Source organism: Pseudomonas sp. 2822-15, assembly GCF_002742515.1.
Classification (GTDB): Bacteria; Pseudomonadota; Gammaproteobacteria; order Pseudomonadales; family Pseudomonadaceae; genus Aquipseudomonas; species Aquipseudomonas salomonii.
This window is the reverse complement of sequence record NZ_LJRY01000045.1, coordinates 1-247: the sequence shown is the minus strand read 5'-3', so window position 1 is coordinate 247 and position 247 is coordinate 1. Positions and strand designations below refer to the sequence as shown.

The following is a 247-nucleotide window of genomic DNA, read 5'->3' as shown; positions in this document are numbered from 1 at the left end:
AGACTTGGGATTGATATGGGATTAATAACTAACTTAAGTGGTAGCATTCTGAATGAATTAATGATATTAACACAACCTGGATTTTTACAACAATATGCTGGGGAAATCTTGTCGTCTGAGCAAAGAGATCAGCGCAGGGCAACATTAATTCGAGAAAGATTAAAACTAGAAGACAAAAATTAACGCATTCATTTCGGAGGTGGATACTATGATGTTTGGACGATTTACTGAAAGAGCACAAAAAGTA

1 protein-coding gene is annotated in these 247 nt (G+C 35.2%); it reads left to right on the top strand.

Annotated elements, in window-relative coordinates; translation table 11 throughout:
• On the top strand, positions 1-183 hold a 183-nt coding region (locus AOA59_RS32775; RefSeq protein WP_218212170.1), incomplete at its 5' end, for a hypothetical protein.
• Positions 184-247: the final 64 nt, after the last annotated feature.